Annotated in this window: 2 protein-coding genes; both read left to right on the top strand. The window is 60.6% G+C overall.

The genetic code is table 11. From position 1 onward, the window contains the following. A partial coding sequence (locus BFD71_RS40205; protein ID WP_141710978.1) for a helix-turn-helix domain-containing protein occupies positions 1–235 on the top strand: 235 nt, incomplete at its 5' end. A 551-nt stretch (positions 236–786) separates the two neighbouring features. Further along, positions 787–1,018, top strand: a 232-nt coding sequence (locus tag BFD71_RS38680) for a helix-turn-helix domain-containing protein (protein WP_141710977.1), incomplete at its 3' end; no start/stop codon positions are given.

Here is a 1,018-nt window from a genome sequence, read left to right as displayed (position 1 = left end):
TTTAACGCTGCGCTTGCGGCGCGCGCGTGAGCTGCTGCTGCAGACCGATATGTCGATCATGCAGATTACGATGGCCTGCGGGTTTCAGTCGGCTTGTCACTTTAGCAAGAGCTATCGGGATGCTTTTGGGAGTGCGCCTACTGGGGAGAGGCGGAAGCGGATTGCACCGCTTTCTGGTGCTGATTCGCCTGTGGCGGCGGCTGTTGTTGTGCCTTCGCCTGTTGTTCATATTTGAAACTTGCTTTCGCGCTGGTCTGCATGCGTTGCCCCTGTGCGGGGCGGCACCTACTTTCTTTGCGGCGGCAAAGAAAGTAGGCAAAGAAAGCCGCTCAAACCGCCAGCGCCTGCCACAGTTCACATCTCGACGTACATGGTGAATGGCTCCGGAGCGTCTGTCACCTCTCGCCCCCAAACGGAGTGACAAGGCGCTCATCCTTCCGGCGGCGCTGCGCGCGCCGAAGGGCATAACCCAACACCGGTGGGGCACATGAGTTCTCGCGAATGCTCATGCGTGCCCGCTGGTTTCCCATGCAGACCCCACCGCAGCGCGCGAAGCGAGCAGCGGGATGAATGACTGCCTTGTCACTCACTTGGGTGGTGCGAGGTGACAGACGCTCCGGAGCCATTCACCATTTACGTCGAGATGTGAACTGTGGCAGGCATTAGCGGTTTGAGCGGCTTTCTTTGCCTACTTTCTTTGCCGCCGTGTATGGACCGGAAACATGGGTAACAGGTGTGCGGGGACATGGGTAACACTTCGGGCGAGTGATTCGCCTGGAGCCGTTCATGCCCTGGAACCCGAGAAACACCATGAACCTGCGTCTGGAATTCGTGAATCTGGCCCTGCAGGACGGCGCCAACCGGCGTGAACTATGCCGGCGTTTCGGCATCAGCCCGAAGACCGGCTACAAGTGGCTTGCCCGGCATGCACAGGATGACGGCGCCACGGCGTTGGCGGACCGCTCGCGCCGGCCCCTGCAGAGTCCGGCGCGCACCATACCCACAGTCGAGCAGCAGG

Origin of the sequence: Paraburkholderia nodosa, from assembly GCF_001718195.1 — a bacterium.
GTDB lineage: Bacteria > Pseudomonadota > Gammaproteobacteria > Burkholderiales > Burkholderiaceae > Paraburkholderia > Paraburkholderia nodosa_A.
The sequence above is the reverse complement of the archived record's forward strand: the minus strand, read 5'-3'. Positions and strand labels throughout refer to the sequence as shown.